The sequence below is a fragment of the Pseudoalteromonas sp. OF5H-5 genome, assembly GCF_021530695.1.
Classification (GTDB): domain Bacteria; phylum Pseudomonadota; class Gammaproteobacteria; order Enterobacterales; family Alteromonadaceae; genus Pseudoalteromonas.
On the sequence record NZ_JAKGBF010000014.1, the window covers coordinates 1 to 25,505 of the forward strand.

The 25,505-nt window shown below is 44.7% G+C and carries 25 protein-coding genes; 10 read left to right on the forward strand and 15 right to left on the reverse strand.

Features of this window, described 5'->3' with window-relative positions; all coding sequences use genetic code 11:
- Positions 1–463 precede the first annotated feature (463 nt).
- Entirely contained in the window at positions 464–1,009 is a 546-nt protein-coding gene (locus L1271_RS18370; RefSeq protein WP_235368482.1) for a gamma carbonic anhydrase family protein, read from the forward strand.
- On the opposite strand, the gene L1271_RS18375 is transcribed toward L1271_RS18370, so the two are convergent.
- Together L1271_RS18375 and aroE are read right to left on the reverse strand one after the other, a co-directional pair.
- The gene (locus L1271_RS18375) at positions 995–1,228 is read right to left on the reverse strand and encodes a DUF1488 family protein (protein WP_102055806.1); all 234 of its coding nucleotides are present in this window, start codon (positions 1,226–1,228) and stop codon (positions 995–997) included. The genes L1271_RS18370 and L1271_RS18375 overlap by 15 nt on opposite strands.
- A 2-nt stretch (positions 1,229–1,230) precedes the next feature.
- Positions 1,231–2,043: a shikimate dehydrogenase gene (gene aroE, locus L1271_RS18380; protein WP_174170116.1), complete on the reverse strand. Its 813-nt coding sequence runs from the start codon at positions 2,041–2,043 to the stop codon at positions 1,231–1,233.
- A gap of 29 nt (positions 2,044–2,072) precedes the next feature.
- On the opposite strand from aroE, the gene L1271_RS18385 reads away from it, so the two are divergent.
- Both L1271_RS18385 and L1271_RS18390 read left to right on the forward strand, forming a co-directional pair.
- A complete protein-coding gene (locus tag L1271_RS18385) occupies positions 2,073–2,528 on the forward strand; it encodes a group II truncated hemoglobin (protein WP_235368483.1) in 456 nt (151 codons plus the stop codon).
- A 99-nt stretch (positions 2,529–2,627) separates the two neighbouring features.
- Positions 2,628–4,235: a methyl-accepting chemotaxis protein gene (locus L1271_RS18390; protein WP_235368484.1), complete on the forward strand. Its 1,608-nt coding sequence runs from the start codon at positions 2,628–2,630 to the stop codon at positions 4,233–4,235.
- Positions 4,236–4,283: 48 nt separating this feature from the next.
- Here the strand turns inward: L1271_RS18390 and hemF are convergent, their stop codons facing one another.
- From hemF to L1271_RS18420, 6 genes are all read right to left on the reverse strand, one after another.
- Complete coding sequence (gene hemF, locus L1271_RS18395; RefSeq protein ID WP_235368485.1) at positions 4,284–5,195, reverse strand: oxygen-dependent coproporphyrinogen oxidase; 912 nt, start codon at positions 5,193–5,195, stop codon at positions 4,284–4,286.
- Between the two features lie 8 nt (positions 5,196–5,203).
- A complete protein-coding gene (locus L1271_RS18400; protein WP_235368561.1) occupies positions 5,204–5,782 on the reverse strand; it encodes an L-threonylcarbamoyladenylate synthase in 579 nt (192 codons plus the stop codon).
- Positions 5,779–6,345: a DNA topoisomerase family protein gene (locus tag L1271_RS18405; RefSeq protein WP_235368486.1), complete on the reverse strand. Its 567-nt coding sequence runs from the start codon at positions 6,343–6,345 to the stop codon at positions 5,779–5,781. Before L1271_RS18405 ends, L1271_RS18400 begins: the two co-directional genes overlap by 4 nt.
- 199 nt (positions 6,346–6,544) lie before the next feature.
- Complete coding sequence (locus L1271_RS18410; protein ID WP_010376797.1) at positions 6,545–7,018, reverse strand: DUF494 family protein; 474 nt, start codon at positions 7,016–7,018, stop codon at positions 6,545–6,547.
- 4 nt (positions 7,019–7,022) lie between these two features.
- Positions 7,023–8,105, reverse strand: coding sequence for a DNA-processing protein DprA (gene dprA, locus L1271_RS18415; protein ID WP_235368487.1), 1,083 nt, complete (start codon positions 8,103–8,105; stop codon positions 7,023–7,025).
- 47 nt (positions 8,106–8,152) lie between these two features.
- A complete protein-coding gene (locus tag L1271_RS18420) occupies positions 8,153–9,292 on the reverse strand; it encodes a LysM peptidoglycan-binding domain-containing protein (protein WP_010604179.1) in 1,140 nt (379 codons plus the stop codon).
- 117 nt (positions 9,293–9,409) lie between these two features.
- On the opposite strand from L1271_RS18420, the gene def reads away from it, so the two are divergent.
- The 4 genes from def to trkA are packed head-to-tail and all read left to right on the forward strand — an operon-like array spanning position 9,410 to position 13,582.
- A complete protein-coding gene (gene def / locus L1271_RS18425) occupies positions 9,410–9,922 on the forward strand; it encodes a peptide deformylase (protein WP_102055799.1) in 513 nt (170 codons plus the stop codon).
- Between the two features lie 33 nt (positions 9,923–9,955).
- Entirely contained in the window at positions 9,956–10,903 is a 948-nt protein-coding gene (gene fmt, locus L1271_RS18430) for a methionyl-tRNA formyltransferase (RefSeq protein WP_235368488.1), read from the forward strand.
- Positions 10,900–12,183 carry a 16S rRNA (cytosine(967)-C(5))-methyltransferase RsmB gene (gene rsmB, locus L1271_RS18435; protein WP_235368489.1) on the forward strand — a complete coding sequence of 428 codons (1,284 nt, stop codon included), beginning with the start codon at positions 10,900–10,902 and terminating at the stop codon, positions 12,181–12,183. Before fmt ends, rsmB begins: the two co-directional genes overlap by 4 nt.
- Positions 12,184–12,205: 22 nt before the next feature.
- Positions 12,206–13,582 carry a Trk system potassium transporter TrkA gene (gene trkA / locus L1271_RS18440; RefSeq protein ID WP_010604175.1) on the forward strand — a complete coding sequence of 459 codons (1,377 nt, stop codon included), beginning with the start codon at positions 12,206–12,208 and terminating at the stop codon, positions 13,580–13,582.
- 75 nt (positions 13,583–13,657) lie between these two features.
- Here the strand turns inward: trkA and L1271_RS18445 are convergent, their stop codons facing one another.
- From L1271_RS18445 to L1271_RS18470, 6 genes are all read right to left on the reverse strand, one after another.
- A complete protein-coding gene (locus L1271_RS18445; protein WP_010604174.1) occupies positions 13,658–14,341 on the reverse strand; it encodes a flagellar brake domain-containing protein in 684 nt (227 codons plus the stop codon).
- 128 nt (positions 14,342–14,469) lie between these two features.
- Positions 14,470–15,003 carry a hypothetical protein gene (locus L1271_RS18450; protein WP_233525194.1) on the reverse strand — a complete coding sequence of 178 codons (534 nt, stop codon included), beginning with the start codon at positions 15,001–15,003 and terminating at the stop codon, positions 14,470–14,472.
- A 156-nt stretch (positions 15,004–15,159) separates the two neighbouring features.
- Positions 15,160–16,611 (reverse strand): TrkH family potassium uptake protein, encoded by a 1,452-nt coding sequence (locus L1271_RS18455; protein ID WP_010604172.1) that lies wholly within the window; start codon positions 16,609–16,611, stop codon positions 15,160–15,162.
- A 63-nt stretch (positions 16,612–16,674) separates the two neighbouring features.
- Complete coding sequence (locus tag L1271_RS18460) at positions 16,675–17,292, reverse strand: YigZ family protein (RefSeq protein ID WP_095729699.1); 618 nt, start codon at positions 17,290–17,292, stop codon at positions 16,675–16,677.
- Positions 17,293–17,359: 67 nt separating this feature from the next.
- Positions 17,360–18,682, reverse strand: a complete 1,323-nt coding sequence (pepQ, locus tag L1271_RS18465; protein ID WP_010604170.1) for a Xaa-Pro dipeptidase — start codon at positions 18,680–18,682, stop codon at positions 17,360–17,362.
- Between the two features lie 94 nt (positions 18,683–18,776).
- A complete protein-coding gene (locus tag L1271_RS18470; RefSeq protein ID WP_235368490.1) occupies positions 18,777–20,666 on the reverse strand; it encodes a transglycosylase SLT domain-containing protein in 1,890 nt (629 codons plus the stop codon).
- A gap of 280 nt (positions 20,667–20,946) precedes the next feature.
- On the opposite strand from L1271_RS18470, the gene fadB reads away from it, so the two are divergent.
- From fadB to tusA, 3 genes are all read left to right on the forward strand, one after another.
- The gene (fadB, locus tag L1271_RS18475) at positions 20,947–23,109 is read left to right on the forward strand and encodes a fatty acid oxidation complex subunit alpha FadB (protein WP_102055795.1); all 2,163 of its coding nucleotides are present in this window, start codon (positions 20,947–20,949) and stop codon (positions 23,107–23,109) included.
- 1 nt (position 23,110) lies between these two features.
- A complete protein-coding gene (gene fadA / locus L1271_RS18480; protein WP_010604167.1) occupies positions 23,111–24,280 on the forward strand; it encodes an acetyl-CoA C-acyltransferase FadA in 1,170 nt (389 codons plus the stop codon).
- 433 nt (positions 24,281–24,713) lie between these two features.
- Complete coding sequence (gene tusA / locus L1271_RS18485; protein ID WP_010376829.1) at positions 24,714–24,953, forward strand: sulfurtransferase TusA; 240 nt, start codon at positions 24,714–24,716, stop codon at positions 24,951–24,953.
- Between the two features lie 68 nt (positions 24,954–25,021).
- Here tusA and L1271_RS18490 read toward each other — a convergent pair whose 3' ends face one another.
- Positions 25,022–25,468: a hypothetical protein gene (locus L1271_RS18490; protein ID WP_010604165.1), complete on the reverse strand. Its 447-nt coding sequence runs from the start codon at positions 25,466–25,468 to the stop codon at positions 25,022–25,024.
- Positions 25,469–25,505 lie beyond the last annotated feature (37 nt).

The following is a 25,505-nucleotide window of genomic DNA, read 5'->3' on the forward strand; positions in this document are numbered from 1 at the left end:
TTACAATTGAGACTCTAAATTTGTTTGCGTCATCTAGCGAACTAGAATCTGCTGTTAGAACTCAATCTGTACGAGTGCCCACACAGATGATTGCTTCATATTTTTAAAGAACATTTCGAAACATTTCGTTGCTTCGAGGGGTGTGCATTCTAAGCATTCCCAATTTTTTGTCAACACTTAATTTTGAATTTCTTGAGAAGAAGTTTCGAACTTAAGTTTTATTTGACGCTAACTCGTTGCTGCTTTGCTTTTCAGCGTAGCGCCCCGTGTCAGTGGGGTCGCATTATAGGGCGATCCGATTTTAGTGCAACCCTTTTTTTAAAGAAAATTGCGAAAAAACGTTTTTTCGAGCAAAAATGAAGCGAAGCGCTTATTTTTGACACTTTTACTTATCTTTTTGCAGTTTTTTCGTACTAGAGTTTTACAATTCAACACTCTACACTAGTGACACAAGACACGAGAGATGAGTAATCTAGACATGCTTAGAAGTTATAAAGGTAAATCCCCGCGCTTGGCACAAGGCGTTTATATTGATGAATCATCCGTTTTGGTCGGTGATATAGAAATTGGCGAAGACAGCAGCGTTTGGCCATTGGTTGCAGCCAGAGGCGATGTGAACTACATCAAGATAGGGAAGCGAACTAATGTTCAAGACGGCAGCGTACTGCATTTAACAAGAAAGAGCACTTCAGTACCTGACGGTTACCCGCTTATTATTGGTGATGATGTGACTGTTGGTCATAAAGTCATGTTGCATGGTTGCAAACTTGGTAATCGTATTCTCGTAGGTATGGGTGCAATTATTATGGACAACGTCACCGTAGGAGATGACGTTATTATTGGTGGTGGTGCACTTGTCCCGCCTAATAAAAATCTTGAGTCCGGTTTTTTATATGTCGGTAGTCCGGTAAAACAAGCCAGACCCCTCACCGAACAAGAGTTACAATTTTTAAAAGTGTCCGCCCAAAATTACGTGGAACTCAAAGATGAATATTTAGAGGAAAGCTAAACTTATCTCTCCCGCCTCATTAAACGCTTCATCCTCTATTAATTGCTCAGCCTGCATTTCATAATCGAATTGGTGCTGAGCAAAGTGTGCTATTGCAGCTTCCTGCTCAAGCTTGGTTGCAATTTTACAGCGGATCAGCTGACCATTGGCCATCGCCGTAAACGTCAATTCTCCCTGTTGATAACTGATGTCATCATTAAACAGTATTGCTTGGTTCATATTTACCCTCTAATAAGCCTAAATATTTCGGACGTATCAGGTCTCACCCCTCGCCATTGGTAAAACGCTTCTGCGGCCTGCTCAACTAACATACCTATGCCATCAATCAATTGCGTTTGTTGATTATGTTGCGCCACCCAGTCTAAGAAACTTGTTTGCTGGTCGCTGTAGAACATATCGTAGGCAACTACGCAGGATGTAATAACAGTAGGGCTAACATCTGGCACTTGCCCTGTGATGCTCGATGAGGTGGAGTTAATCACAATATCGAAACCAATGTCGGGGGTATTGTTTAAGCCACACCCTGTAACCTCTCCATACGAGGAAAATTGCTCTGCTAGTTGCAATGCCTTTGACTCCGTACGATTGGTCACGACGATCCGTTTTGCTCCGGCCTGGAGGAGCGGATAGATACAGCCTTTGGCGGCGCCACCTGCACCAATCAATAGTACGTTAGCTCCCTCAAGTTTAGTTTGGTGTTTCATGAGATCTCGTACCAGACCTGCACCATCAGTATTATCGCCTGTAATACTGCCATCTTGCTGTTTGATTAGGGTATTGACGGCACCAGCGAGCTTAGCTCGTTCGGTGAGGGTATCTGCAAAGGCAAATGCCTGCTCTTTAAAAGGTAAAGTCACATTCGCACCACAACCACCTTGGGCAAAAAATGTCGATGCAGTTTGAATAAAGGCATCTTCTGGTGCCAAAATAGCCTCGTATTCTAATTGCTGCTGGCATTGCTGTGCGAATTGCGCATGGATTGCCGGCGATTTAGAATGCTTTATCGGATTACCGAATACCGCGTATTTGTCCATCGTTATAAGAGCGCCTTGAAAGAGTCATTATGAAGCAGTTAATTAAACGTATCTTTAATAAAGATGCAACCGTAGAACAAACAAATAGTGCCCCCACTCCAGAAAAAACACCTTATGAAATCATTGGTGGAGAACAAGGCGCCCGCGATCTTGCTAACCGTTTTTACGATATTATGGCAACCGACCCCTATGCAAAGCCGCTTTACGATATGCATCCACAACCATTAGATAGGATCAGACAGGTATTTTTTGAATTTCTTTCTGGTTGGTTAGGCGGGCCCGATTTATTTGCAGAGAAATATGGTCACCCACGCCTAAGAATGCGCCACATGCCTTTCCCTATCGACCAAGATTTACGGGATCAGTGGATGCACTGCATGAATAAAGCATTAGACTTAGAGGTAGGAAACCCATTATTAAGAGAAGGATTAAGGCAGTCCCTCGCTCAGCTTGCGACACATATGATTAATCAAGAACAAAACTAAAGTATTAGTTAATTAAAATTACACGGCTATTTTGCGCTAGGTCAAATCCCGTTCTTGAGTAGAGATGCATAATCACTGTTCTAATTGTGTACAGGTGCGATGCGTGTGAAATCTATTCAACATAAAATTTATGCGTTACTGGCAGTGACGGGCGTGCTCGTCTTGATTGCCAGTATCCTTAGTAGCAGCAGTCAACAAAAGACGCTCGCTGAAGAAACCGTCGAAAGTAATATTAAGCTACTGGCAGATAATTACTTTGATTCTATCAATACTATGATGCTGACTGGCACCATGGCAAACCGTGAAATTCTGAGTGATAAAATTCGCAATCATCCAAATATCGAAGATGCGCATATTATCCGCTCCGAGCAAGTTAATAAGCTTTACGGTCCAGGTAATGTAAATCAAGCACCTAACTCTGAGGCTGAGTTTGATGCATTGAACGGGAAAGAAACCTTAGTTATTGAACAGCGCGACGGTAGTCGCATCATGACTTATTTAAAGCCGATGGTGGCCAAAGAAAGCTATAAAGGAACAAATTGCTTGGGTTGTCATCAGGCAAAGGAAGGCGATGTGCTCGGCGTTGTACGGATCAGTTACTCTTTGGATGATATTGATAATACGGTACACACTAATACGTGGTTTAGCACTGCGCTTCTCTCAGCTATCTTTATTACCACCTTTGTAATTTTAGGCGTACTTTTCAGGAAGCTCTTCATAGTACGACTAAAAACGCTAGGCCGGACCATGCGCCTCGCAACGACGAACAAAGACTTATCATTACGAATAAACGACCAAGTCGATGACGAGCTTGGACGCTTGGCGATTAACTTCAATAAAATGATGGATAGCTTTAAAGACAATATTGCGCAATTATCCAACTCTTCAAAAATACTTATTCACTCAGCAGAATCTATATATGCTTCAGCGGAAACTACCGAGCTGGCCATTCAAGAGCAAAAACAAGGGACGGACTCTGTTGCAGCCGCAATTAACGAGCTTGAAAGCTCTTCAAGTGAAGTAAAAAATACCACCCACTTTGCATCAGAAAAGTCGGATAGCAGCAATCACCTCGCAGAGGAAAGTATGGCTGTTGCTAATCATACTGAGCAAAGTATCAACCAATTAGCACAAGATGTAAGGCAAGCTGCAGAACAAGTTTCTCAGCTTCAAGCACAAACACTAGAAGTGGGTAAAGTACTCGAAGTGATCAGTAGTATCGCGGAGCAAACCAACCTCTTAGCGCTCAATGCAGCAATAGAGGCCGCACGAGCCGGGGAAGCAGGAAGAGGGTTTGCGGTTGTTGCGGACGAAGTCAGAACACTTGCGACACGAACACATGACTCAACCGATGAAATCAAACGTACTATCGATAAGCTACAGTCCGAGGCACAGCAAACCGTGGCAGCAATGAGTGCTTCTTGCGAAGAAGCAGATGACCGCGCACATCAGGTCAAGAAAGTGGCACAAGCGCTTAAAGACATCTCGACACAGATGCACGAAATTAATGCCTTAAACCTGCAAATTGCCGATGCCACTGAGCAGCAAAACTTGGCCGCTGAAGAAATCAATCGTAGCGTAGTGGCGATTAGCGATAATGCTGAGCGCTCGCTAGTTGATGCCCATGGCTCTAAACAGATCAGTGAAGAGTTGCTCACCCTTGCGCGCGATTTGGATGAGCAAGTGCGCGGATTTAAATTAAACTAAGTGAACCGCTAAAAGTAAAAAAGGAGCTTCGGCTCCTTTTTTACTCTATTACATCACCAACCAATTCTTTGGTGTAAGATAATTATAAAGCTCAGCTTCTTTCGATCCTGGCTCTGGCTGGAAGTCATACTCCCAACGTGCCAATGGTGGCATCGACATTAAAATAGACTCGGTACGTCCACCTGTTTGTAGACCAAACAATGTGCCTCTATCCCATACCAGATTAAATTCAACGTAACGGCCTCGGCGATATAGCTGGAATTGACGCTCTTGTTCGCTATACGGTGTATCTTTGCGTTTTTCAATAATAGGCAGATAAGCATCAAGGAAGCCATTACCAACAGCTTGCATAAATGCAAAGCTCTTTTCAAAGCCCCATTGGTTTAAGTCATCAAAGAATAAACCACCCACACCTCGAGTCTCATCTCGATGTTTTAAATAGAAATATTCATCACACCACTTTTTGTAGTCACCGTATACCGCGTCACCAAATGGTGCGCACAAATCCTTTGCTACTTGGTGCCAGTGCTTCACATCATCAAGAACTGGATAAAATGGGGTTAAATCAAAACCGCCACCAAACCACCAAATCGGCTCTTCACCTTCTTTCTCAGCAATAAAAAAACGCACATTGGCGTGGCTAGTTGGAATATTGGGATTCTTCGGGTGGATCACTAAAGATACCCCACAGGCATGGAAGCTTCTGCCTGCTAACTCTGGACGGTGTGCCGTCGCAGAGGCTGGCATGGAAGCGCCAAAAACATGTGAATAGTTTACCCCGCCTTGCTCAATAACATCGCCATTACGGATCACGCGAGTGCGACCGCCGCCACCTTCAGCACGCTCCCAGGCATCTTCAACAAACTGAGCGTTACCATCGGCAGCCTCTAAGCCTTGGCAGATATTATCTTGTAGTTGTAATAAAAAGGCTTTTACGGTCTCTAGGTTTATTTTACTCATGGTACTTTTTATCCTCGGATCACTTGGCCAGTCACTGCATTTTTAATGACGCTTGGGGTCGTATTGCCACCTAACTCCCCTTCAACATAATAGCCAACTTGCGAGCCAAACTGGCTACGTGCTTCCGACAACGAAACAACTGGAGTTTGACCCGTTACATTGGCACTGGTAGATACAATCGGCTTACCAAAACGTTGACACAACTGCTTTACAATGGGATGGCTAGTAACACGAATAGCGATAGTGTCGTGTCCCCCTGTTAACCAATGCGGTGTACTGGCTTTCGCTGGCAATAACCAAGTAATGGCGCCTGGCCATGACGAAAAAATATCAGCGCGCTTATCCATCGGGATTTTATTGTCATCCACGTAGGGCAAACATTGACCATAATTGTCGGCAATTAAGATTAACCCTTTTTCTATGGGTCGAGATTTGATTGTTAGTAACTTAGTGACCGCATCTTGGTTATCAGGATCACAACCTAAACCATAAATGGCTTCCGTTGGATAACAGATCACTTTGCCAGCTTGAAGTGCCGACTCGGGCGTTGTTATTGTCGCAGCATCCGCTTTATTGTCATTACTCACGGTATTTCCACTATCTTTTGACATGATTTCTGCGGGCATTGTAGCACAGCTTTACCCGCTCGGGTTTTCTCCACCAGCACGGGCCAATGACACTCAGAACAAGCCTGCTCTACAGGCTTGGCGTTCAAGGTATACTTACAACTTGGGTAAGTGTCACAGCTATAAAAGTGTTTACCAAACTTATTTTTACGCTGAATTAGGTTGCCTTTTTGGCATTTTGGACACGCAGGCAACGCCGCTGTGGGTGGCGCATCTTCATGACCAATATAGTGGCAATCAGGATACCCAGTACAGCCAATAAACATGCCGTAGCGGCCATTTTTTATCACTAGATCTTTGCCACATTCAGGACAAGCCACATCTTCTAGTACTTTAATTACATGGCTATCATGATGTGCGAGCGGGCGAATATAATCACAAGTCGGGTAGCTAGCGCAGCCAATAAATGGACCATTTTTACTGTTTTTGATTACCAGCTCAGAGCCACATTCTGGACATACTTCATACTCTTTTTCTAATGCATGTTTGTCTGCATTAAATAATGCATGGTCTATTTTACTCATCGCTTTACCACCGCCCCCTTGTGCAAATATGCGCCTAATATAATCGCCTCGTTTTTAGGGTCAAGGAAATGATGGAAATTCCCCCTTGCAAGTATTTGATATCAGCGTTTTCAACTAAGTAGTAACCATTATTTGAAAGGCGGTAAGCTGAGGTCAAGACCTCAACTTACCGAAGGAAACTTGTCATGCTAGAGCAGAGTTAATGAACTACAGATGCAGGCTCGGTAAAAATCAGATCTTCCATCTGCGCATAAGCATGTTCTTTACCCGGCACATTAAATAGCACCATTAGTATCACCCACTTTAAATCATCTAGGCTGATATAGGTTTTATCCAACGCGAATAAGCGATCCATCACCATTTCTCTGGTGGTACTGTCAATCACTCCGACTTGTTCCACAAACATTAAAAAACCACGGCTTTCAACGTCTAGCATATTGCATTCGCTGTCGGTGTAGATCCGCGTTGCATGGTCCGGTTTAGCATTTAAATAGGGGTTTTCGTCACTGTGTTGTAAATCTGCAAGTTGCTCAAGCCAATCAAGCGCTTTGTATATTTCGCCTTGATTAAAGCCGGCGCGAAGGAGTTCATCGGTGAGTTCATTTTGTTCGACAAAGATTTCTGCCTCACTGTGAATATAGTTCTCAAATAAATACATTAAAATATCAAACATCTTCTTAACCCCTCGCGAGTTTTATGTAGCCGTCGAGTACACGCTCTACTTTATCTTCGAGTTCTAGGTCCAATAGTCTGGCAATCACCTGCTCTACTGGCCACTGGGTCCTTTGCGTTAAAGTGTCGACTGACGTCACCTCAAAGCCAAGGTTTTCTAATACGGGACATTGCTCCTCTTTTTGCTCCCCTATTTCTATACTATATAGACTGTTTTCACAAAAAAAGCTCACTTCTTCCAAAATATCCTCAATATTTTCGGTGAGTTTTGCGCCTTGCTTAATCAAGTAATGACAACCGCTACTTAATCGATTTTTAATTGAGCCAGGGATCGCAAACACTTCTTTGTTTTGCTCCAGTGCATAGCGTACGGTAATTAGCGAGCCACTTTTTACTTCGGCTTCAACCAACAAAACACCCAAAGACAAACCCGAGATTATGCGATTACGCCGCGGAAAGTGATTACTATTTGCTTGAGTGTTTGGTAAGAACTCACTTACTACCAAGCCATGCTGTACGATGTCTTCATAAAGCCGTTGATGGCGTTTGGGGTAAACAACATCAACGCCTGTCCCTAGCACAGCAATGGTTCCTCCTTGAACATCAAGTGCACCTTGGTGCGCTGCGCCATCAATCCCTCTCGCCATACCCGACGTCACCACCAACCCCGAGCGACTTAAGCCCTGTGCAAATTCATGCGCAAGCCCAAGCCCAGTTCTCGTTGAACTACGACTACCGACAACCGCAATTTGTGGTTGTTTTAATAACGCAATATTCCCTCTGCAAAAGAGCACTAAGGGAGGGTTACAGATCTCTTTTAGTTGCTCGGGGTACTCAGGAGAAAACAAAGATACAACATGAATTTGCTGACATTGACAATAAGCCAATATGTGCTCGATACGAGACCAATCTGTGCTCGCTAAATTGGCTGCAACATTTTCTTGTAGCCCAAGCTGACAAAGCTCAACTTGGCTTAATGTGAATAATTGCGCAAGGGAGACGTGATTAAGTAATGCAGTGATGGTTTTGATACCCAGCCCTTGGCAAAGGGTTAATGCCAAAGCTTGAGCTAGTTTAGCTTGTTTCATACTCTCTCCTTGAGTTTACTGACTCACTCAAGGAGAAATTCTACCACCTAGTTACTGGCAGTTTCCTTGAATGCTTGTACATGATCACCAACGCGGATCGGCTCCGAAGTTTCAACAACCATAGCGTAGCTTAAGTCTTCATACACTTTAAAGACCATCAGCTCACCGACTTTTTCCTTTGGCATATGCCATACCACGCTATCGTCATCGTTTTCCTCACCAAACCAAGATCCCATTTCGGTGATCAGTTTGTCAAGTCGTGATGCATCTTCAATATAGCGCGGACCGTGTTGACTTTCTATAACTGTAGGTGATTGCCTTATAATATCAAGGACATGTCCCTCTTTTAGCTGTGCTTTACTGCCCACATCTAGTACCACAACACTCATGGTACTAAACTCTCTGAGCTTATTATCGCTCGCAATAATACGGCCCAAAGTTTGCTCCTCAGGACGAGACATAGAAAACTGTGCCGGAAAGCTTTGTCCGGTAGATATGGGTAGTACAATATCCCCAGCTCTAACCTCTTGTTTGGCAACCTCTAACTGTAGCTTTGCCGGACGCCCCGCAGCTAGGTCACCTTGCTCAACCACGTGGCCAGAACCAACTAACACAGCTTCCAAGCCAAGCAATTGTTGGCTGTCTATTGCACGATAGATTTCACCACGACGATAGATGGCATAGTGCCCACCTTTTACTAAATCAGCTTTAACATACAAAAGATGACCCGGAGTCGCATTTTTAATATTTCGATTAGCTCCCAGTACAATTGGGCTATCAGAAAACTCCGACTCAGAAAGTGCTTGCTCGAAACGCAAAAACGGTTCCATGATGGGTAGTGGCAAGGTAGGAATAGCAGCCACTTTTTGGTTAACAATACGTGTATGCGGTGACAGCTTCTTCACACCTTTGTCTAACACCAGTATCGGATTGCCATTTTCATCGTAAAGTAGCTTAAGACTGTCTCCTGGATAAATCAGATCTGGGTTTTGAATACTAGGATTCCACTGCCACAATTGCTTCCACTTCCATGGAGAACGTAGGTACATTTTTGAAATATCCCACAAGGTATCGCCTTTTTTCACCACATAACGCTGTGGTGCATCTGCTTTTACAGCCAAAGTGTCCGCTTTCACAGAGAAAACAGAGCAGCTAGCGAGTATTAATGCAGCAATCGGATATTTCATGATGGCTTCCTTGTGGTTATTTTTGGTTATTATCCACCAAAACCTGTTAAAGGGGAACTTGAATGGCTAAAATAAGACCATACACTAGCTTACACGATAAATTGATTTAGGGTAATCATGGCTATATTAGAAGTTTTAAAGTTTCCAGACGAGCGTTTACGCACTGTTGCACAGCCTGTAGCAGAGGTTAATGACGAAGTACGTCAAATAGTTAAAGACATGCTGGAAACAATGTATGATGAAAATGGTATCGGCCTTGCGGCTACGCAAGTTGATATTCATCAGCGTATCGTCGTTATTGACGTTTCTGAAGAGCGCGATGAGCCACGCGTATTAATCAACCCAGAAATAACCAAACGCGATGGTACTACAGTGAGCGAAGAAGGCTGCTTGTCAGTACCATATTCATACGCAAAAGTAGATCGCGCTGAAACGGTCACGGTAAAGGCAACGAACGAACGTGGTGAAACATATGAGCTGGACGCTGATGGTTTGCTTGCCGTTTGTATTCAACACGAATTAGACCACTTAGTTGGTAAGCTATTTATCGATTACCTATCACCACTTAAACGTGACCGTATTCGTAAGAAGCTTGAAAAAGAAGCTAAGTTCGCTGCAAAGCAAGCTTAACCAATCTCCAACCAACTGATTTTAGGGTATTTCGTGAGTAATCCTTTGCGTATCGTTTTCGCAGGCACGCCTGATTTTGCAGCGCGCCACCTTGACGCTCTTATACAATCACAACATGACGTCGTGGCAGTGTACTGCCCACCCGACCGCCCAGCAGGACGCGGGAAAAAGCTCAAAGCATGTGAAGTAAAAGTGTTAGCACAAGAACACAACCTGTCAGTGCTACAACCGCAATCATTAAAAACATCGGAAGCACAGGCAGAACTAGCTGCACTTGATGCCGATGTCATGATTGTTGTCGCCTACGGAGTATTATTACCAAAAGCCATTTTAGATACTCCTCGACTTGGCTGCCTGAATGTTCATGGCTCAATTTTACCACGATGGCGAGGCGCAGCGCCTATTCAGCGTGCTATTTGGGCTGGCGACAATGAAACTGGCGTGACCATCATGCAAATGGACGAGGGCCTAGATACCGGTGATATGTTGCACATCGCCCGCTGCCCTATTACAGCGACTGATACCAGTGCAGATCTCTACAGCAAGCTTGCTGAACTTGGGCCTGATGCACTGATCGATACGCTCACGCGCTTATCTGCGGGCGAGATCACGCCAGAAAAGCAAGACGATACGCTAGCGAATTATGCTAAGAAACTAAGTAAAGAAGAAGCCGACATTGATTGGCAGATGGAAGCTGCGCAAATTGAACGTAACATCCGCGCGTTTAATCCATGGCCGGTTTGCTTTACCAATATGGCGGGTAACAGCGTCAAGATTTGGCAGGCGAAGGTAGTTGACGAGCAAGGTGATGCAGGCCATGTGCTACGTGTAGACAAGCACGGTATCGTAATTGCCTGTGGCACACAGGCATTGGAAATTCACACCTTACAACCACAAGGTAAAAAGCCTATGTCTGCACAAGACTTTTTGAATGGTCGAGCCGACTGGGTAGCAATTGGTACTAAGGTTGGTGAAGCGTGAGTAATGTACGCGCGCTCGCTGCCCAAACCCTATTTCAAGTCGTCGATAAAGGCGCATCATTAAGTGCTCAATTACCACTTGCCACCAGCCAGTTAGACGGTAAAGACAAAGCCTTGCTACAGCAAATTTGCTACGGCGTTTTAAGATATTTGCCTTCACTTGAACACTATTGCCAGCAGTTACTTGAGCAACCGCTTAAAGGTAAGCGCCGTGTTTTCCAGTTTTTGCTGTATGTGGGTATTTACCAACTACAACATATGCGCGTACCAGCTCATGCTGCAGTCGCCGAAACGGTAAACGCACTTGCGCCACTAAGAGCGCCCGGCATGAAAGGCTTAGTTAATGCAATTTTACGCAGCTTCCAACGTCATCAGGTCGAACTAGAAACCAGTGCAGCCGAAATCCCTGCTTGTTTATACAACCACCCGGGCTGGTTTATCAATCAACTAAAAACCGCTTACCCAACTCAATGGCAAGCTATTTTAGAAGCGAATCAACAACAAGCACCTATGTGGCTACGTGTAAACCAATCGCAATTCTCTACTGCCGATTACGCAGCTCTGCTAGACCAAGAAGGGATAGCCTATCAGCTTCATAGCGAATACCCAGACGGGATCTTGCTTGATAGTCCGATTGACGTTTATGCGCTACCACAATTTGCCGCTGGCGCTTGCTCAGTACAAGATGCAGCCGCCCAAAAAGCCGCGAGATTATTAGCGCCACAAGCAGGTGAAAATATTCTTGATGCTTGTGCCGCTCCAGGCGGTAAGACTTGCCATATTTTGGAGTTAGCTGACGCCAAAGTGACTGCAATTGACGCTGATGGTGATCGCTTGCTACGTGTGGAGCAAAACCTTGAACGGATCGGATTGTCGGCCAAATGCCTTGAGGGCGATGCAAGTGACCCTGAAACATGGTGGGATGGCGAGCAATATGATCGCATCTTATTGGATGTACCTTGCTCTGCAACTGGCGTTATTAGAAGACACCCGGACATCAAATGGCTAAGACGTGCTTCTGATATTGATAACTTGGTGACGTTACAGGCACAAATTATTGATAAAATCTGGCCATTGCTTAAGCCCGGTGGCACACTAGTTTATGCTACCTGCTCGGTACTACCACAAGAGAACCAGCAACAGATCGCACGCTTTCTTTCTGCGACCCCTGATGCAACGCTTGTACCTTTGCACGATGCAGACACACAAACACAACCAGGCTTGCAGCTATTACCCGGATTGAGTGATGGGTTTTACTACGCAAAGTTGACAAAACAATAATAGAAAATCGACCATAACCAATATGAAAATCATCATCTTAGGCGCCGGCCAAGTCGGCGGGACACTGGCAGAAAACCTCGTCGGTGAAGAAAATGAAATTACCGTTGTCGACATCGATGGCGAGCGCTTAAGAGAGCTGCAAGACAAATACGATCTACAGGGAGTCACTGGCCACAGTGCTCACCCTGAGATCTTACGTCAAGCAGGTGCTGAGGACGCCGACATGATAATCGCCGTAACCAGCTCGGATGAGGTTAATATGGTTGCGTGCCAGGTTGCCTATAGTATTTTCAATACGCCAACCAAAATTGCGCGGATCCGCTCTGAGCAATACTTAAAGTACAAAGAAAAGCTGTTTCACAATGACGACCTACCGGTCGACCATTACATCGCACCGGAGCAGCTAGTAACGCAATATATCCGCAGGCTAATAGATTACCCAGGCGCTTTGCAGGTGTTGCAATTTGCAGAGGGCATGCTGTCACTCGTGGCGGTTAAAGCTTATTACGGCGGTTTACTCGTTGGCTATGCACTTTCTGCATTAAAAGAGCATATTCCAAACGTCGACACCCGCGTTGCCGCTATTTATCGCCAAGGCAAAGCCATCAAGCCACTCGGCACCACCGTAATTGAAGCCGATGATGAAGTCTTCTTTATCGCCGCAACCAAGCATATTCGTGCGGTCATGAACGAGCTACAAAAGCTCGAACGCTCTTACAAGAAAATTATGATTGCCGGTGGCGGTAACATAGGTGCGGGATTGGCAAGTTCATTAGACAAGAACCATAGCGTCAAGCTTATTGAACGCAATCAAGCTCGTGCCACACAACTATCTGAAACGCTTGATAATACAGTAGTTTTTTGTGGCGATGCCTCAGACCAAGAACTGCTATCAGAAGAACATATAGAGCAAGTAGACGTGTTCATCGCGGTGACGAATGACGACGAAGCCAATATTATGGCTGCGATGCTTGCAAAACGTATGGGCGTACAAAAGACCATGGCGCTTATTCAACGTGGTGCCTATGTCGACCTCGTGCAAGGTGGCGACATTGATATTGCCATCTCACCACAGCAAGCGACTATATCAGCGCTACTCACCCATGTTCGTCGTGGAGATATCGTTAACGTTTATTCATTGCGTAAAGGTGCTGCAGAGGCCATTGAAGCTGTAGCACATGGCGATGAAAACACCTCTAAGGTTGTCGGTCGTGCTATTCGCGATATCAAATTACCGCCGGGTGCGACTATCGGTGCCATTGTCCGTGATGAAGATGTACTGATCGCACATGACGATACTATAATTCTCTCTGGCGACCATGTGATCATGTTCCTAATCGATAAAAAGCAAATCGGTGTTGTGGAAAAACTCTTCCAGGTAAGCGCTTTATTCGTTTAATGCCAATTGAGTTAATTCTCCAATCAATTTTAAGGGTGAATTATCTCATTTAAATGGTGTAAAGCGCCGTACTCACTAGGTATCTTGTTGGTCTTGAAAAATAGATAAATCGATTAAATAGTCTTTTAATACGCTGCGGATTATTTCTGGTTCTGAGGTTAAGTGAATGCCTAGAGAGACGATTTGCTCATGACTTTTTATACGCCGAATATCCCCTTCTAGCGAGATCTGATTCCCTTCTTTACCTTCGATAAACACTTCGCACTTTAAACCTTCTTCCATATGTTCAGCATCAATTGACGTTAAGTCGAGCTGTAAACCAGCAAGTGAGATGTCCTTTATTACCCCAACATCTTTGCTGCCATGACAGTGAAACTTAGCGGGGATTAAGGTTGGCACCCGGTTTTGCGAGCGGAGTTTGTATGTTTGTACCTTTTCGGGTAAATAGAGAAAAATAAGCCGCGCGGGATGGACTGAAACCGCTTTGATTTGCGATTTGAATGCAATGACTTGGCCATCACCATTTTCGAGCAAAGCCCGAACGATAACCGAAGTCCCTTCCATAACAAAGTCCAGCGCCGCGCCTAATCGCTTAGGGTTGGGATGGTTAAGAATTAAAAACGCCCCTTGTAGCATACCGACATATTCTGTTTTTATTCTTTTACTATTTGCCGGTAAACAAATTTCTAAATCAACAATACTTCCAGCGCTGATTGCGGTGAGCAAAGTTTCTTGCCCAACCTCTTGAGTTTTTAACATGGATCCAACCCTTCCTGAGTTCACTCTACTACTTTTTTATTGTAGCAGTTTTAGCGGAAGGCCATTTAAAACTGAATTCAGATTAATTACAACTCCCCGACCATCAGCAATATCTAGCAAAGATCCATCTATTTGACTAAAAAATGGCTTTTTAATATTATCGCACCATCTCTTAACGTCATCATTTTACTTTGTACCTCAAGCGAACTTTGTGGCATACCAAGCTCGTTATCCTCAATAAACAACATCATAGGTTCGCTGTTACGCTTAGCAACAAATAATATACCCGAGACATCATGTTTGAATAAGCAGCCTGCTCCCTCCGTCTCGAAGTCATCGACAATCGCTGGTATTTGGCGCTTTTGCCAGAGCTCATTTTCTGAAATCACTTGAACAACAAACCGTATACCACTCTCACAGCCAATTTGATGAAACAAGTCATATGATTGAGCACTACCTAATGTGGGCTGGTTATGTTGCAAGTAACCGACCTCATCGATTAAGCTATTTAACTGTATTACGCTTCGTTCTATAAGCTGCATACCCAAGTCCTGCTCATGGCTAGCAGCAAATCCCTCAATCACTTTAAACCCTTTATCTGAAAAGCGTGTGGCAAGCAATATCGTCGCCTCCAAGTTAAATCGTTGTAAAAATACTGACACTTGAAAACCCCGAAAATCCGAGTTTTTGAAATTTTTATTAACTTTTTCTTTGCGAAGTTCAAAAGGAAGATGACAACTTGTCACAAAGGGCAGAAACAAGGTAGTGGTACTGTCAGTTGTAGGCTCCTAGCAAAAGAGCCCACAACTTAAGCACAGTTACCCACGCCAGAAGGTAGGAGTAAATAAGACTAACAACGTGAAGATCTCTAAGCGGCCAAAGACCATAGCAAGAGTAAGGATCCACTTTGCTGCATCGCTAATGTCGCCGTAGTGCGCTGCAACACTTCCCAATCCTGGGCCCAAGTTATTTAGACAGGCCGCAGTTGCTGAAAATGCAGTAATATTATCGAGTCCCGTCCCCAGTAATGCAATCATAATAATCACAAACACCAGCGCATAAGCCGAGAAGAACCCCCACACTGCTTCCACCACTTTATCAGGCAATGCCTTGCGGCCTAATTTTATCGAGTAAATAGCGCGTGGATGCACTAAACGATTAAGCTCGCGGATCCCCTGTAAATAGAGTAAGAAGACACGCACAACCTTCATCCCACCACCTGTAGAACCAGCACAGCCACCAATGAAGCTAGAGAAAATCAAGAGAATAGGTAGAAACAGCGGCCACGTTGAGAAGCTATCGGTCGCAAACCCTGCAGTCGTACTAATTGACACAGCCTGAAACATCGCTTGATCTAAGGTTTCATCACCCGTTTCATAGACATTGCTTGACGATAATACCGCAAAACAAATCACTACCAACGCTAACTGGATAAATAGAAAGACTTTAAACTCAGGATCTCGCAAATAGGCTTTAATATTGCGGCTCGACACAGCAGCATAATGTAGCGAGAAGTTAATGGCAGCAATCAGCAAGAAGATAACGCAAATAACGTTAATGAGCGGGTTATCGAAGTAGCCCATAGAAGCGTCATAAGTCGAGAAGCCACCGATAGCTATCGTAGCAAACGCATGACAGATAGCATCAAACCAATTCATTCCTGCTATCCAGTAAGCCAGCGTACAAGCTGCCGTTAGAGACACATAGATATACCAAAGGTGCTTGGCGGTATCGGCAATGCGCGGTGTCATCTTTGAGTCTTTAACTGGACCTGGTGTTTCGGCACGATATAACTGCATGCCACCAACCCCAAGCATAGGAAGAACGGCTACGGCCAATACGATGATCCCCATACCACCAAGCCACTGCAACTGCTGGCGATAGAATAATACCGCTTTGGGTAAATGTTCTATACCCGTCAATACCGTAGCCCCAGTAGTTGTCAGCCCAGAAAAAGCTTCAAACACGGCATCTGCTAAAGATAGATTCGGTTTATCTAAGAAAATGAGCGGCAATGATGCAAACGATCCCAGTACCAACCAGAATAAAACAACGATTAAGAAGCCCTCTCTGGCTTTAAGATCGCCGTTTTCCTTGCGGTTTGGGTAGTACGCAAACAAACCCATCAGCACACTAAAAATGAAAGCTAAAACAAAAGGTACACCACCACCATCTTTGTATATCAAAGATACAATGGCTGGTGGCACCATAGTGATACTAAATAGAGCGACTAACTGCCCGAGTATTTTTATTATGGTACGAAATTGCATTTTGTACGCTGCGCTTTTTGTTATTTAACCAGAGGTTAATTAGTGAATGTAAAGAAGTAGAACCTACTCCTTGAGTTGCTTAAATAATACAACACCATTGGTTAATTCATAAATAGCATCAATGATTTGTTGTGTTTCACGACTATCTACTGCTATTTGCCAGGTAATATTAGCCGTGTATTCTTTATCTAAATTTAGCACTGTAAACTGGCTTTGTAATAGCTGCTCTATCACACCTTGAAGATGGTAATCACTGTGGCCAACAATAATAGAAGCCGGTACTTTTTTAGTCGTGCTTAGCTGTGCTAGTGCGTTATTAAGCGTGCCACCATAAGCTCTAACCAACCCCCCGGTGCCAAGTTTTATACCGCCAAAATAACGCGTCGTCACCGCGGTTATTTCACCAATCCCTGATCCCATTAGCACATTGAGCATTGGCTTACCAGCGGTCCCGTTAGGCTCACCATCATCAGAAAACCCTAACACATGGCTGCCACCTGGTGCCCCTGCGATGTGTGCCCAACAATTGTGCCGTGCATCAGGATACGCGTCATTAATCTGCTTAATAAACGCTTTAGCATCTTCGATGGTTGGCGTGTGGGCCAAATGTACGATAAACGTGCTTTTCTTAATTTCCTCATGATGACTAATTGATTCACTCGGAATGAAATATTCAGACATAATGTTCCAAACTAAAAGGGAGCCAATCGGCCCCCAAATATACTTACTTTTAGCGCTAGAAGTCAGCTTACTCGAGACCGAAATCTCGCGTCATATTTTCTAGTCTATCTTCATGCACAATGATGTTATCTTCAATACGGATACCACCGTAAGGCTTCAGTGCATCAACCTTATCCCAATTGATATACTGTTTGTTTTCTGTTTGCGCCAAGTCTTCCAACAATGAATCGATGAAGTACAACCCAGGCTCAATAGTGAACACCTGATTAGCCTCTATCTTACGAGTACAACGCAAGAACGGGTGACCTTCAGGCGGTGCTTGGTGCGTGCCGGCTTCATCAGCCATGAATCCGCCCATATCATGTACCTGTAGACCAATATGGTGACCGAGACCATGAGGGAAGAAAGTGGAAGAAATCCCCTTCTCGACGATGGCCTGAGCACCAAGCTTAACAATACCAAAGTCACTCAACACTTGCGCCACACGATTATGACAATCGATATGCAGCTCACCGTATAGTTTGCCCGGTTGTAATGCTTTGCCCAATTCAATTTGGTGATCGTTCATGACTTTCACCAACTCGGCAAACTCACCTTGTTTAGCAAAATCATAAGTACGGGTAATATCTGACGCATAACCGTTAAAGTTTGCACCGGCATCAATCAAAAATGATAAGTGCTTACTCGGTGCTTTACGCTCAAAATGGGTATAGTGCAAAATCGCACAATTTTCATTCAAGGCGACAATATTGCCATATGGCGTATCGTTTTCCATATGCTGAGTTGCATTAAGATAAGCTTGTTGAATTTCAAACTCGGAACCACCAGCAAAGAAGGCATCGCGCGCCGCCATGTGGCCAAGCACGCCAAGACGGCTTGCTTCACGTAAACATGCCATTTCATACTGAGTTTTATATGCACGATGATAATGCAAGAAGTTCATCACCGGCTCTGGATTCACTTGAGTAAAGCCAAGCGCTTGTGCAACCTCTAAATATTCACCGATATAGGCATAGTTTGCTTTGTCGTATGGCAGTAACTGTTCAACCTGATCTGGCTTAACCAGCAGTTGAATATCAAAATACTCTGCCCAAAAATCTCTCGGCTCGTCAGGCACTTTATGCCAAAAATCAACCGGACGATAAAAAATGAGTTTCGGCTTGTCACTGCCATTAACCACAATCCAGCAATGCGGATTATCGATAACAGGCAACCAAGCTTTAAATTGCGGGTTAACTTTAAACGGATAGTACATATCATCAAGGAATTGACGCTTTGCTTGCCCCGAATGGATCACAAGTCCATCCAGTCCTTCTCGTTCTACTATCGTTCTTGTACGCTGTTGCAACGTGGCAATGTGCTCTGCGTATAAATTTGCTAACTTATCCATGGTGTACCCATTTTCAAAAATTCACATACTATCGAGTCTATCATAGCTGCTACCTAAAAACGACGAACTGAGTCTAAGCACCAGCCATGTGCGGTTATTTCACAATTTTCATATCCAAGATACTTGCCAATATGTTGCCATCACGACCAAGGCGGGTATGGTAAACCTGTCGATATGCCATCACATTTTTTACGTAGTCACGTGTTTCTCGGTACGGGATCAGCTCAATCCAAAGCTCAGCAGGCATAGCCTCTGACGGCAGCCAACGCTTAATTCTATGATAACCCGCGTTGTACGATGCTGTCGCCAAAACCTCATTTCCAGCATTTTTACGCTTCAAATACTCTAAATAACTGGTCCCCAAGCGAATGTTTGTGGCCGGATGATATAGGCGATTTTTTGCCACGCGTTTGCGGTTGTTGACGTATTTGGCAGTGCTTGGCAGCAGCTGCATTAAACCGTGAGCATCCGCACTCGAGCGTGCATCCGGTGCGAAAGAGCTTTCCCGGCGAGCAATCGCAATGCTCCATGCAACATCGACTCGATTACGCTCACTATATTTAGTGAACAGCTCTTTAAACGCTATCGGGAAACGCAAATCAACGTAATTCCAAGCTTTGATCTGTGCAAGAGTAAAAATAGTGCTGTCGTACCAATCAAAGTCAGCAGCCAATATGGATGCTGCAAGCTTTTCCTCTTTGCTTGAGGTGTTAGTAAGGTAGTTCCACTCTCGACGTGCTTGAGTATACCTTTCCAGTTCGTATAAAGCCTTTGCTCGCTTAAAACCAGGCGCATGAGATACTCGTTCGACAATGCTGGGGTCAACATTTAACGGCTCTTCATTCAGTGAGACTGGTAATCCTAAACGCGCAGCAGCCAAAAAACCGTAGTAATCACGCTCTTGTGCTAATTGCTGCCAAATCTCGTTAGCCTTAGCTAACTCGTCACGCTTCGCGAGGCTATATGCAAGCCAGTATTGTTGACCATTGCTTAGTTGCTCGTGACCCACGAATAAGGCCGAAATCCCTTCCCAATCTTGCTCTTTCAGCATGTTACTCATCAGCCACTGTAGTAGCTTTCTGTCCTGCAACGATTTGGGCACTTTATTAAGCCAAAACCGTGCGTCTTCATGCCCTTTAGACGCAAGCGCTAGAGCGAAACGATAAGCAACACTATCCTTTTGCCGCTGAGTAAAGGTAAACATATCCTGCATCTTCTGCCAGGCACGCAGCGCTAAATCAGGATCGCGCCAAACGAGGCGTCTTATACCATATACCGCAATTTCGGCTTCTTTTTTAGTACGTTTACTAAACCGATAAAGCCCGGCAGCGGCACTCGGATCTTGGCGAACCTTTTTATATAGCTCGGCAAGGTATGCCTCATTTTTTGGTAACAGCTTCTCAAGATAGTCTAGCAGTGACGTTTGACCAGATTGTGCAGCATTAGAAATTCGCTGCCAGACTAGCTCAGGCGTTCTATACCCCGCTTTTTGCCATTGGTTAAAAAGACCATCACAAGCTCTGGGCTGAGACTTTCCCACCGTCCAAATATCGGTTACCTGATCAAGAATGGCTTTTTTCGGTGCACCCAAGTCCAACTGATACACCAAATACGTACACTTGAGTTCAACATCACTGGTTTCACGATAGAACTCGATGAATCGTGCTTTCTTTTTATACCGCTTTAAATAATCGAGCCAAGCTGAACGTACAGGCCATTCTAATGGGGTGTGTTCGTATACCGTTAAAAAGTGCTGAATTTCCTGCTGGTACTTGAGTTTAGGGTGACGCTTGTAAAATGCCATTTCAACGTATGGCTTAAGTGGATGATCGAGCTGCGCTGTTGCAGCTTTAAAATTATTATAATTACCAGACCAAGCGACACGCTCAGCCTCTTTAAATTCGTCGTGAGTGCTATCGGCTGCACAGAGCCAGCTCACCATACATAAGCTGCCTGCAGCTAAGCGGGGTAACCAATATGTCATGCAAACCCTTTTTTATCTGCCAAAAGAATACACACCTAAATTGAAATACAGCCAAATTATGCTTATCTAAAGATGGCGCTGAAGACCAAAACTCGGCTTGTCACTTGCGAGCATGCTCATAAATGACACTAAATGCGAGGTGCGTTAAGCCACCATAGCAAACCGACTCAGGTATTTCAGTAAATGTGCGGTAAATTTTTCATTGCAATTTGCCGCCAAAGGATCCACACTGATTGAAATTACAACTCATCGTACCAGTGTAAAGCACGGGAGAACATGTATGTTAATCAAACGCGAGTCCTTTGTAGTTGATTTTTGCAAAGGCAATATCGCTGAGTTTAAGTTTTGCCTACCAGGCTCAGTAAACAAACTATCTCAGCAAGTACTAAAGGAAAGCCACGAAGCACTTATCGAATTGAGCCAGCGCGACGACATCGACGGCTTAATTTTTACCAGCGATAAAGACCACTTTATTGTTGGCGCTGATATTTTTGAATTCCTTCCGACTTTCCAACGCCCAGAAGAAGAACTTGTTGGTTGGATTAAAACCGCAACCGATGTCTTCGACGCAATAGAAGATTTACCTTTCCCTACACTATCGGCAGTAAATGGCCTTGCGCTTGGCGGTGGTTGCGAGTGGTTGCTCGCCACGGATTACCGTATTGCAACTGACAACGCAAAAATTGGCCTACCAGAAGTTAAGCTTGGCATTATGCCGGGCTTTGGTGGTACCGTAAGACTTCCTCGCTTAATCGGCGCTGACAACGCAATGACGTGGATAACCACAGGTCAAGAAAACCGAGCGAATGACGCACTAAAAGTGGGTGCGGTTGACGGTGTAGTACCTACTGACAAACTCATGGCTGCCGCTATTCGTACCTTGGAGCAAGCCATTGCAGGTAAATTAGATTGGCGCGCGAAACGCCAAATCAAGCTTGACCCATTGAAGATGAATCGTGTTGAGCAAGGTATGAGCTTTGGTATGGCCGAAGGCTTAGTCATGGCAAAAACCAAAGGTCATTACCCAGCACCAATGATGGCGGTACAAACGCTTAAAGCGGCAGCAAACCTTAGTCGCAGAGAAGCGATGGCACTCGAAAACCAAAACTTTGCTAAGCTTGCCAAAACGGCAGAAGCCGCAGCGCAAACCGGTATTTTCTTAGCGGATCAATACATCAAAACGGTTGCCAAGAAACAAGCAAAACAAAGTAAAACAGAGATCAAACAAGCAGCGGTACTTGGTGCTGGTATTATGGGTGGCGGTATCGCTTACCAATCGGCCTACAAAGGTACGCCAATTGTCATGAAAGACATACAGCAAGGTGCCCTAGACCTTGGTATGGGTGAGGCTGCAAAACTACTTGGTAAAAAAGTACAGCGCGGCCACATGTCAATGGACAAGATGGTTGCCACTTTAGGTAAAATCAAAGCAACGCTCAACGATCACGATCTACAAGGCTCAGACATCATCGTAGAAGCCGTTGTTGAAAACCCTAAAGTCAAGAAAACGGTATTGGCGAGTTTAGAGTCGCAATTACCAGAAGGTACGATCCTGACTTCAAACACATCAACTATTCGTATTGATGAGTTAGCCACGGCACTTGAGAAGCCAGAAAACTTCTGTGGTATGCACTTCTTTAACCCAGTGCCAAAAATGCCATTGGTAGAAATCATTCGTGGCGAGCAAACATCGGATGAAACCGTTGCTGCAGTGGTAGATTATGCCTTAAAGCTTGGCAAGTCTCCTATCGTTGTTAACGATTGCCCAGGTTTCTTCGTGAACCGTGTTCTATTCCCTTACTTTGCAGGCTTCAGCCAACTTGTTGTAGAAGGTGCTGACTTCGCAAAAGTAGATAAGGTTATGGAAAATGTCTTCGGCTGGCCAATGGGTCCAGCGTACCTACTAGACGTAGTGGGTATCGATACGGCAAACCATTGTACTGGTGTAATGGCTGATGGCTTCCCTACTCGCATGGCACGTAAAGACAAAGACCCTGTCGCAGTACTTGCGGGGGCTGAGCGCTTTGGTCAGAAGAACCAAAAAGGCTTCTACCAATATGCACCAGATCGCAAAGGTCGTTTGAAGAAGAGTAAAGACGACAGCGCGCTTGAGCTGCTGAGCGGTATTTGTGACGCACCAACTGAATTTGATAAACAAACGATTATTGAGCGTTGTATGGTGCCAATGATCAATGAAGTGTTACTGTGTCTGCAAGAAAACATTGTTGCTTCACCGCAAGAAGCAGACATGGCACTGATCTACGGTATCGGCTTCCCTCCATTCAGAGGTGGTGCATTCCGCTATCTAGACCAAATCGGCCTCGCAAACTTTGTAGCTATGGCTGATAAGTACGCTCATCTTGGTGAAATTTATCGAGTTTCTGAGCAAACTAGACAGTGGGCAGATGAAGGTAAAGTGTTCTATCAAGTGGAGGGCCAGTAACATGGAAAACGCGGTAATCGTAGATTGTATTCGTACCCCAATGGGCCGTTCAAAAGGCGGTGTATTTAAGCATAAACGTGCCGAAGACCTCAGCGCACACTTGATGAAAGGCCTACTTGAGCGTAACCCTCAAGTAGCACCAGACTCAATTGATGATATTTACTGGGGCTGTGTACAGCAAACTTTAGAGCAAGGCTTTAACGTTGGTCGTAATGCTGCACTCTTAGCTGGCATTCCTCACACCGTACCGGCGGTAACCGTGAACCGCCTATGCGGTTCGTCAATGCAGGCATTGCATGACGCAGCTCGCGCTATCATGACAGGTGCTGGTGACACTTACCTTATCGGTGGTGTTGAGCACATGGGTCACGTACCAATGACACATGGTAATGACTTTCACCCAGGCCTTGCGACATCAGTTGCGCAAGCTGCTGGCGTGATGGGGTTAACAGCTGAGTACTTAGCGCTAATGCATGGTATCAGTCGTGAGCAGCAAGATGAATTTGCCGTACGTTCACACCAGCGCGCACATGCCGCAACCCTTGAAGGGCGTTTTGCAAAAGAAATCCTGCCAATGGAAGGTCATGATGCCGATGGTACACCTGTACTTGTCGAGCATGACGAAGTTATCCGCCCTGAGACAAGCCTAGAAGGTCTAGGACAGCTACGTCCTGTATTTAACCCTGCATCGGGTACGGTAACTGCAGGTACCTCTTCAGCGCTTTCTGACGGTGCTTCAGCTATGTTGGTCATGAGCGAGTCTAAAGCAAGAGAACTCGGTCTTCCAATTCGTGCTCGTGTTAAGTCAATGGCAGTCGCAGGTTGCGATCCTTCCATCATGGGTTATGGTCCAGTTCCAGCATCACAAAAAGCCTTGAAGCAGGCGGGCATTACTATCGATGATATTGATGTTGCTGAACTAAACGAAGCCTTTGCAGCACAATCACTACCAGTGCTAAAAGATCTAGGTCTACTAGACAAAGTAGATGAGAAAGTGAACCTCAACGGTGGTGCAATTGCACTCGGTCACCCACTTGGTTGCTCAGGCTCACGTATTAGCACAACGCTTATCAATCTAATGGAAGAGAAAGACGCGAAGTATGGTCTTGCAACTATGTGTATTGGTTTAGGCCAAGGTATCGCTACCGTATTCGAGCGCGTAGATAACTAATTCCAACCAGCTGGTACTGGGCTTTTATAAGACAATACCAGCACACAACTTCAACTTGGTGACCAAGGCAAAACGGCACAGCTGTTTTGCCTTTTTTATTACCCGCATTTACCTCACCTCGGCTGGCTAATACCAATTATCTTAATTAAGTGGTCTATTTTGAGGCGAGAAAATTTTGTCGATAACACCGCTACCGCGTCCTGCTATCGCTGAGGTACCTACATCCATGTAGGCAAGGCAAATATTTTGCTATTTAGTTGTTCTAAATGAGAAATTTTTAACGCAGTTAGCGTCAGATTTGCTCCTTCAAATTGAACAAGTATTAAGACTAATTGGTATCAGACTTGAGTTATCCAAACTTGAGCTTACTTACAACATGCGGTTAAAATAGCAGTTTTCGTCACTAACAACGTAACTAACAAGGCCACCCACAATGAGTTTTGATAATACCGACCACACCTTAGATGCAGTAGGCTTACGTTGTCCGGAGCCGGTAATGATGATTAGAGGCATGGTGAGACGGATGAACTTAGGTGAGACGTTGTTAGTTATCGCAGATGATCCATCAACGACAAGGGACATTCCGAGCTTCTGTGAATTTATGGATCACACTTTGGTTGCCAAAGCAGTGGCCGAATCTCCTTACAAATATGTGATTAAGAAAGGTCAGTGATCTCCTCTTTAACACACTGTTTGAACTCATGAGTCATAGACAATAAAAAAGCGGCTGATGCCGCTTTTTTAAGATTTTACAATCACCACCTTTGGTGAGCGAGGATTACGATAATCTAAGCGGATTTCGTACCAACCTTTTTTACTTGGCTTAAAGCTAAAGTAGTTATACACAGTGTTACAATCCGCGACCAGCGGTTGTCCTAGCGTTAACTGCCCTTCACTCTTATAGCCACAGTTGTAGCCTTCACTCCACTGCTCATCAGCAATTTTAAATTCATACACTTTACCTGGGCTCATGAATCTTGCTTTTGTTGCGTAGATCCCCGGTTGTGTTTCTTCAAAGCGATACTGAGGTTCGGCATCCCACAGAGTGAAGTCACCGCGTAAATACATTGTCTTATCCAACTCTCCAGCAACTACCGGTGAAGTTGACGTTGTTGGCAATTGAAAGTTACTACTACAAGCGGTAAGTGCTAATAGCGCAATCGCCATTGCCCCTTGTTTTTTAATCATAGCTAGACTGCCTTTTACTTGCTTTTACCAATCAGAA